The sequence below is a fragment of the Vitiosangium sp. GDMCC 1.1324 genome (assembly GCF_003044305.1).
Taxonomy (GTDB): domain Bacteria; phylum Myxococcota; class Myxococcia; order Myxococcales; family Myxococcaceae; genus Archangium.
Genome location: NZ_PZOX01000003.1, coordinates 24,634 through 32,992 on the forward strand (window position 1 = coordinate 24,634; position 8,359 = coordinate 32,992).

Genomic DNA, 8,359 nt, shown 5'->3' on the forward strand with positions numbered 1-8,359 from the left:
GGCGCTCTCACCCCTGCCCGGTCTCACCTCTTCGATAGCCTCCCGCCTCCGCCCCCTCCAGCGGAGGGGCTCTCCTGGACGCTCCACTCTTGCCCCCCTTCTTCTCGTCCCGGGGCGCGTAGAGGTCGATCTCCAGGGTCTTGAAGTAGGCGCTCTTGAATCGGGGCAGGAGCACTTCGAGCGCCTTGGCGGGATTGTCCGCGATGACTCGAGCCGTTGCCTTGACCATGTGGGACTCATCCGTGAAGAGCTCCACGAGAAGCTCCTGGACGCGCGGATGACAGAGTCCGTGGGGAAGCTCCTCCAGCAGCTTCACCCCTCCTGTGAGGGCTCGCGCAGCATCCGTCCACGGGCCCTGGAGTGCCAGCTTCGGCCGCCACAGCAGATACCCCTCCTTCCCGAGATCCTCGTCCCAGCCCAGTTCCGCGTCCACGGCGCCCTCCTCATCCCCGGCCGCCGGTTCCCCATCCCGGGCGCCCACCGCTGCCCACCTGAACTCTCCGGGCCGACCCGTCTCCAGTGTCGGACGGCCCCACTTCCACAAGCTCCACCCGCCCAGGCTCACGACCACGAGCATCCCGCCCAACGCCCCCAGCCATTTCCGGTCTCGCCTATCCATAGCGTTCTCAAGCGTCCTTTCTCGTAACCCGCCTCCAGCGGTCACCTCACGGACGATAACCCACTTCCCCGGTTTTGTGTACGGACCCATCCCCGCATGTCATCTCCTCATGGCGCGGCGCTCCGCCCAGGAAGGCGCCCGACGTCCTGCCGTCTCGTCCGGCCTCGCACGTACGTCGAGCGTTCCCGTTGACGGAGGGCATGACCTCTGCCGTAAGGTGGCGATTCCTACGGGAGGAGTCATGCGAACATCCACCCCCATCTGGGCCACCATCCTCGTGCTCAACATGCTGGCCAGGAGTGCCTCGGCCCAGATTCCCGCATCCGAGCTGACGCGCACGCTCACCGTTCCGGCTCCACCCGAGGACGATGCTCCCGCGCCCCCCATCTACGTCCGCAAGCTGATGGTAACGACGCTCCAGTTCGAGTTGCTCGTTCGTTCCGTCACGATCTCCGGACCCGGAGCGGAACACATCGCCGCCCAGCGGCTCGGTGAGGATGCCGTCGTCGTCCGCCCCGCGAAGAACCTGCCCTCCTGGCAGAGACCCACGCTCGAAGTCACGGCCGAGGATGGCGTGCGACACGTCTTTACTCTCGTCGTGGACCCCGACGAGCTGGACGTGGTGGTGCGCGTCCAACGTGGCCAATGCGTCACATCGGAAACAGGGGACCTCGACGCGGCCGCAGCGGAGCTGTTGCTCCGCGAGCCCGTGCGCACCATCCGCCAGCTGTCGTTCCGGCAGCTCTATGCATGGGCGCAAGTCGATGATGTGAAGATGAGGGTATGGGGGGCGCTCCCCATGTCTCGGCTGTCCGTCGTCAGCTTGAGTATCGAATCGAGCGGAACGCCCTTCCTATTCGATCGCGCTCACCTGGCAAATGCAGCCAGGCGCCTGAAGGTACTCGGCGCACGACCCGACGCAGAGGGCAACATCCAGCTCGTCGTCAGCCGCCCTCCGGGAGAAGCCGACGGCACCGCCTACTCACTGACAGTGACGGAAAAGGGCGGGCTGCGCCAGCTCATCGCCGAGAACGTGGTGCCATGGCCCGCACCACAGGCCTCAACGCCGAGTGAGCCATTCACGCTTGAAGAGGGAGCCAAAGCTGATCCAGATGGTGGGACCCGGAGTGGGAAACTCTCCCGGACGCAAGTCCTGGAGCGCCGCTAGGCGCCGCGGATCATCATTGAGAACGCCAACGCCCTTGTGTGAGCCGGGCCCCCATCGCTCCAGGCCCGGTTCCTTTCCCCACACGTCATAACCGACGGCACAGACAGGCAGCTCGCGGCCATCCGCCAACACCAGACGATTGAAGTGAATCGACATGCGGTTGCCGTACACCTTCCCACGACCGTACAGCTTCGACCCCTTCATGCGGCGTCCCACATCGGAGCGGGAAAAGTCGGGTCCCAGGTGCAGTCCCTCCCAGTGTGCAACCAAAGGCCCCTCCTTCATGAAGGCCGGAGTCTCGTTGCGCCTCCCCGGCTCCAATTGCACCTCCACGTCATATGGCTCGCCCGTGCCCAGCCCCAGCGCCTCGATGGCCACCCGCGCTTCCTTCGGGCAGTCCTCCAGCCACTCCGTATCCACCTGACGCACCTGCACCGCAGCGCATGCGCTCGCCGACAGGCCGATGCACAGCGTCAGCAGCTTCATCTTCACACTCACCTCCGCCGTCGGCGGATTACTGCTCTTGAACGACACGGGCTTGTTTCCTTTCTCCTCGTCCCGAGGCCCGTAGAGGTCGATCTCCGGGCGATTGAAGTAGTTGTTCTCGAACTTCAGTCGGTCCTTGAGCATCCTGGGTCTTTCCAGGATGGCCCAGGCATCTCCCCTCCCCATGTGTGACTGCTTGTGGAGGTCCATCCAGAGCCAAAAGATGCCCGGCTCGTAGAGCCCATGGGGCATTTCCTCCAGGAACTTCACGCCCCCCGCGAACGACCGCCGTCCGTCCCTCCATGGACCCCACAGCCTCAGCTTCGGGCCCCACACCAGGCTGCCCTCCTTCCAGAGAACCTCATCCTCATCATCCCAGCTCACGCCCTCCCAGGTCCGCGCTGCGTCGCCCGCGACCTCCGCTTCCTCCGCCCAGCCTTCATCCAGGGCCTCCGGTGCGTCCACCTCTTCCCGAGGCCATCCTACCGGGCGCCCCCGTTCGGGCCTGTCATCCTCTCGAAGGAACCGCTCGAGGCCTACGCCCATGAGCACCCCTCCCAACATCAACAGCACTCCCATCCGGAGACGCGCGGCCATCAAGCCCAACCTCCCTTCCGGCAGATATTACTCCCGAGGTTCCCTCGCGCAGCATAACCCACCTCGTCGCTCTCCTGTCGAGACCTGCTCTCGGATGTCTCCTCGCCGGCCGACTCCCAGGGCCGTCACCCGGAGCCTGCCCGGGCCGCCCCCCGTGCTAGAAATCCCCCCCATGCCCATCGCCGAACTCAACCATCAAGGTCTCTATTTCGAGGACTCCGGCGGCTCCGGTCCCGCCGTCATCCTCGGTCATGGCTTCCTCATGGACGGCCGCATGTTCGACGCGCAGGTGCAGGTGCTCGCCCCCGAGTTCCGCGTCATCCGCTGGGACGCTCGCGGCCTCGGCCGCACCCGCTGGGACGGCAAGCCCTTCAACCTCTATGACTCGGCCGCCGATTGCATCGCCCTGCTCGACCGCCTCGGCATCCAGAAAGCCATCGTCGGTGGCATGTCCCAGGGCGGCTACTGCGCCCTCCGCATCGCCATCCGCTACCCCGAGCGCGTTCGCGCCCTCGTCCTCATGAGCACCCGCGGCACCATCGACGAGGACGAGGTCCGCGCCGGCTACCGCCAGGTGCGCGACCTGTATGGCACCCCGGGCGCCACCGAGAACATCCTCCAGAGCCTCGCCGGCGGCATCATCGGCGATCCGCGCTTCTACTCGCCCTGGCTCGAGCGCTGGCGCCAGACGCCCAAGGACCACTTCGTCGCCGCCATGAACAACCTCATCGACCGCGATGACATCCGGAACCGGTTGGGCGACATCCGCTGTCCGGCCATCGTGTTCCACGGCACCGACGACACCGGCATTCCCCACTCCGAGGGCGAGTTCCTCCACAAAACCCTCCCCGGCAGCCAGCGCTTCGTCTCCGTCCCTGGCGCCGCCCACGCGGCCAACCTCACACATCCCGAGGTCGTCAACCCTCCGCTCGTGGAGTTCCTGCGCACCCTCGGATAGAGGGGGGCCGACCTGTTCTTGTATTGTGGCCGACACCTTTCAGATAAAGCCTTGCAAACGGCTCGGGGCAACTCGTGCCGTCTTGGCTCGAATCAAAGCCATTCGGATATACGCTTCCGGTGAAGTCTGTTAAACCCATATGCATGGAACGGGTTCTCGGACCGACGGAGCAAGTCTTCTACAAGGTGCGGCGGCTGCGCCCCTTCAACGTTGCCCTCACCGCCAGGGTTTCGGGTCAGGTGACCGAGGCCCAGGTTCGCGAGGCGCTTCCCGCGTTGCAGCGCAGACACCCCCTCCTCCAGGCCAACATTCTCGATGAATCTCCTCCTCGCTTCTCACGTGCCTCCGTCCCCGAGCTTCCGCTCCAGGTGGTACCTCGCGAGCGCGAGGATTCCTGGCGCGAGCAGGTGGACCAGCAGATCAACCTCCCCTTCGACGCCTCTCGCGGGCCCCTCGCGCGATTCGTTCTCGTCCGGGGTGATTCCCATTCGGAGCTGATCTGCGGATATGACCATCTGATTGGTGATGCCTTGTCGGGCTGCTTCGTCCTGAGGGATCTCCTGCGTGCCATGGTGCCGGGAGGCGAGCGTCCGACGGCGCTCCAGGCGCGGCCGGCCTACGAGGATTTGATTGGTCCCCCTCTCATGGGGACCCGGTTGCTCAATGCGGTGGTCTCCCGGAGCTCGTCCACGCTCCTGCGAGTGTCACCAGCGCTCAACCGGCTCTCGGCCCGGCTCGACTCCCATTCTTCCCTGGAGACCCCCGCCGAGAAGGTCCGCTCGGGCTTCGCCCACCGCCGTCTGACCCCCGACCAGACGGAGCGGCTGTTGCATCTCTGCCGCGAGCAGAAATCCTCCCTGCACGGGCTGCTGGGCGCCGCGCTGCTGTTGGCGCGCGCCGAGTCCCTGTCCGCGAACAAGGCCTCGGTCGTCACCCTCACCTCCGCCCTGGATGCCCGGGAGCGCTTCGGCGTGGGCGAGGACTTCGGCCTGTTCACCACCGGCAAGACGCATCTGATGCGCGTGCGGAGACGAGAGGACATCTGGGGCCTGTCACGCCGGCTCCGTGCCCCCCTCGTCGCCGCGCGCCAGAAAGCCAGTCACCTGCGCTTGTTCCGCTCGGCGATCGAGATGTCCTCGCGCACGGTGGATCTGGCGGCCCAGCCATGGATGCAGCGCTGCACCCGGCTCGGACTGGATTCCATGCTCGGATTGAGCAACCTGGGCCGGCTGAACCTGGACGACCGCTATGGCGACCTGAAGCTCGAGGGCGTCATCTTCTCGGGCTCGGTGGCGTCTCATTTCGACATCGTCCTGGCGGCGGTCACCTTCGCCCAGCACCTGGACATCAGCTTCCTCTACAACCCACCCCTGATGCGCCCGGAGCTGGCCGAGCGCATCGCCTCGCGCACCTGCGAGGTGCTCGCGGAGACGGCGCGTTAGCGCCTCACTCGGGATGGATGTTGTACAACCGCCGCACGTCCTCGAGCGGCAGCTCCATGACCTTCCAGGGATCCCAATCGCCGAAGAGATCCACCTTCATGACGCTGCCCCGCTCCAGGGCCCGCTGAAGGCGCGCAATGGGGATGAGCTGGACCAGCAGGCGCACGGGGACGACGCTCTTGTGCCGCGAGGGGTCGTAGTTGCGTGCATGGGGACTGAACATGAAGCCGAGGCTGAACGTGGTGGTCAGCATCTCGCCCCAGATGCTGATGTCGTAGCCAGACAGCATGTGAACGAAGTCGTGCACCGTGGAGTGCACCGGCAGGGCCCGAGGGTGGCCCGGCATGGAGATGCCCCGGGACTGACAGTAGTTCCAGAACTCGCGCCCGAAGGTGCCCTCGGGCAGATGCTCCAGACGTTTGAAACGCTCGCCCAGGTCCGGTTGCTCGTTGCGATCGCGCAGCCGGTCGTAGAGGTTCCAATACCATTCGCCCCGGGGAAGGCCCACCAGGCCGGTGAAGTATTCGATGTAGGCCGCGGCCAGGAAGCCTTGCAGGCCCAGGACCAGCCATAACTTGTTGCGGGCCTCGTCCGAGAGGGAGCGCTCGCGGGCCACTGTGTCTGTCTGGCGCTTGGGGAGGAACGCGTCGGTCACGATTCGCATGCGGTTACCTGTGCGCGGTAGTCGGTTCGAGCGGCTTCCGGGAGCACGCCCTGCGCGCGCAGGAAGCTGTAGGGATCCCGGGGATCATCCGCCAGGGACTCCAACTGCAACATCCGGCCGATGCCCAGGTTCTGCGCGTGCGTCAGCAGCACCTCGAGCACGACCTGGTCCTCCAGGGCGAAGCCGGTGGAGTCGAACACCGTGGGGCGCCCCTGGTGCCGCCGTCCCAGCTCCGGGGTGCGGGCCAGGTCGAAGAGGGAGGGGCCGATGTCCCCGGGCTGCAATTGCTGGCACTCGCCCTCCACCAGGGCCTGGGGCAGGTAGTCCGGGCAGACGAGGGCGCGGAGCAGGAAGTCCCGGGGCAGCTCCGTCTTGCCCGGCAGGTCCGAGCCCACGGCGTTGATGTGGACGTGGGGCTTGAGGTGCGTGCCGGAGATGACCGGTCCCGCGCCCACCTCCACGGAGGTGGCGGTGCAGAGGATGTCCGCCTCGCGCTCCACCTGCTCCAGCGGGACGGCTTCCACCGGCAGGCCGAGGAAGTCCACGCGCCGGGCAAAGTCATGTGCCGTCTCGGGGCGCCGGTCGTAGACCACCACGCGCTCGAGGGAAAAGAGGCGGGAGAGCGCGTGGGTCTGGGTCACGGCCTGGGCGCCGCACCCCACCAACCCCAGCACCCGGCTGTCCGGACGGGCCAGGATGCGGCTCGCCACGGCGGAGGCCGCGCCCGTGCGCAGGGCCGTGGGAAAGGTGCCATCGCACAGGGCACGCAGATGCCCCGTGGTCACGTCATACAGGCTGATGGTGGAGAGGATGGTGGGCAGGCCCACGCCCTCCACATTGGCCGGGTTGTAGCCCACCAGTTTGACCACCGCCTGGCGGCCCACCTCCATCACCGGCATCCACTCGAGCACGCCCGGATGCGGATGCTGGTACTGGAAGCCATCGCGCTTGCGCAGCTCCGTGTGCGAGGGGTCGAAGCGCGCCAGGGTGCGCTCCAGCGCGGCGATCGTCTCGTCCAGCAGGACATGCAAGCCCACGGAGGCCACGAGCCGCCGCATCTCCTGTTCCCCCAGCACCCTTGTGTTCAACATGGCCGCTTTCCTCGCTCCCGCTACTTCTTGGGGTGGGCGAAATCGATCTTCAGGGTCCCCTTCACCAGGACCGCGTCCACGGCCTGCAGCGGCACGACCGAGCGAGGCAGCATGATGTGCCGACGGAAGCTCCCCACGCGCACGATGAGATCATCCCCCTGCCGGTCGAGGACGATCTCCTCGCGGCCGGCGCCCGGCATGCGGATGCTCAACCCGTAGCGTCCTCCCTGCTTCTTGGTGAACTGGTAGGGCGGCGAATGGACGTAGCGCTCGGTGGGGTCTCCACCCTGGAAGAGCTTGTCGGCGAGCGCTTCCAGCCGTTCCAGGCCGACGACCTCCTGCTCGAACAGCGGCAACCGGGCCACCGGCAGGGGCTCGAAGTAGTCCTTGATCTGCTCGACGTAGGCGGTCTGCGCCTGGTTCCACTGCTCCAGGTGCCGGATCGCCGGAAGGATGCGGTTGACCACGACCTGGTCCACCGTCATGCCGTACATGTTGAAGTAGAGGTAGGCGCGCTGGGTCTCGCGCATCACCATCTTCTCCGCGCTGGAGACCAGACGCACCGTGGTGTGGTTCGCGTCGGTGAGCAGCGCCTCGATGCCCTGGATCTGCCCGAACAGACGCTCGAGCGCCGCGAAGTAGGTGTCCTCCGGCAGATCGTAATTGGTGAGCTTGGTGGCCAGCGGCCGCGCGAGCTTCACCAGCGTACGGTCCACGTTGAAGCGCCGCCGGATGTACCACTGCAACGTGCTGGTGATGTTCACGAACCGCAAGGACTCGCCCGTGGGGGGACAGTCCACGACGATGAAGTCGTAGCGTCCCTCCTTCACGTACTTGTTCAGGTACATGAGCGAGATGACGTCCTCGGTGCCCGGGAGGATGGCCGCTTCCTCGGCCACCATGTCGGAGACGCCCGAGGAAGACAGGAGGACAGACATATAGTCGTAGACCTCGCTCCACTGGCGCCGCAGCTCGTGCTGGATGTCTATCTCCTGCACCTCCAGATTGGGCGCGACCTCGTGGGGCAGCCCTTCGTTGAAGTCGAAGAGCTTGCGGTCGAGATCGAAGCTGTCCGACAAGCTGTGCGCGATGTCGAAAGACATGACCAGCGTGCGGTAGCCCTGCTTCGCGGCAGCCACGGCGGTGGCCGCCGAGACAGTTGTCTTTCCAACACCGCCCTTGCCTGAAATCAGAATGACTCTTGTCATGGGCCCCCGTCAGTCCAATCCGGTCCGGCGCGGAACCCTAACAGTGGACTTCACTGGCAGCAAGACCCATACACACCAAAAGCATTGACTCGCTCGGCGCTCGCGTCCTAGAAAATACACTGTCAA

General features: G+C 65.9%; 8 protein-coding genes. 3 read left to right on the forward strand and 5 right to left on the reverse strand.

Annotated elements, in window-relative coordinates; all coding sequences use genetic code 11:
- Positions 1–7 precede the first annotated feature (7 nt).
- On the reverse strand, positions 8–619 hold the full coding sequence (locus DAT35_RS08715; RefSeq protein ID WP_146209639.1) for a hypothetical protein: 612 nt from the start codon (positions 617–619) through the stop codon (positions 8–10).
- 241 nt (positions 620–860) lie between these two features.
- Here DAT35_RS08715 and DAT35_RS08720 point away from each other — a divergent pair, with 241 nt between their 5' ends.
- On the forward strand, positions 861–1,787 hold the full coding sequence (locus tag DAT35_RS08720; protein WP_158501616.1) for a DUF2381 family protein: 927 nt from the start codon (positions 861–863) through the stop codon (positions 1,785–1,787).
- Here DAT35_RS08720 and DAT35_RS58860 read toward each other — a convergent pair.
- On the reverse strand, positions 1,680–2,870 hold the full coding sequence (locus tag DAT35_RS58860) for a hypothetical protein (protein ID WP_158501617.1): 1,191 nt from the start codon (positions 2,868–2,870) through the stop codon (positions 1,680–1,682). The two genes, DAT35_RS08720 and DAT35_RS58860, sit on opposite strands and share 108 nt — an antisense overlap.
- A 172-nt stretch (positions 2,871–3,042) precedes the next feature.
- Here DAT35_RS58860 and DAT35_RS08725 point away from each other — a divergent pair, with 172 nt between their 5' ends.
- Positions 3,043–3,828, forward strand: a complete 786-nt coding sequence (locus DAT35_RS08725) for an alpha/beta fold hydrolase (protein WP_108066484.1) — start codon at positions 3,043–3,045, stop codon at positions 3,826–3,828.
- A gap of 143 nt (positions 3,829–3,971) precedes the next feature.
- Complete coding sequence (locus tag DAT35_RS08730; protein WP_108066485.1) at positions 3,972–5,270, forward strand: tuba protein; 1,299 nt, start codon at positions 3,972–3,974, stop codon at positions 5,268–5,270.
- Between the two features lie 4 nt (positions 5,271–5,274).
- Here the strand turns inward: DAT35_RS08730 and DAT35_RS08735 are convergent, their stop codons facing one another.
- Genes DAT35_RS08735 through DAT35_RS08745 form a run of 3 tightly spaced genes read right to left on the reverse strand, consistent with a single transcriptional unit; the run spans position 5,275 to position 8,233 of the window.
- Entirely contained in the window at positions 5,275–5,934 is a 660-nt protein-coding gene (locus tag DAT35_RS08735) for a hypothetical protein (protein WP_108066486.1), read from the reverse strand.
- A complete protein-coding gene (locus tag DAT35_RS08740; RefSeq protein ID WP_108066487.1) occupies positions 5,922–7,025 on the reverse strand; it encodes an ornithine cyclodeaminase family protein in 1,104 nt (367 codons plus the stop codon). The genes DAT35_RS08735 and DAT35_RS08740 overlap by 13 nt, the downstream gene beginning before the upstream one ends.
- A 20-nt stretch (positions 7,026–7,045) precedes the next feature.
- Complete coding sequence (locus DAT35_RS08745; protein WP_108066488.1) at positions 7,046–8,233, reverse strand: ArsA family ATPase; 1,188 nt, start codon at positions 8,231–8,233, stop codon at positions 7,046–7,048.
- Positions 8,234–8,359: the final 126 nt, after the last annotated feature.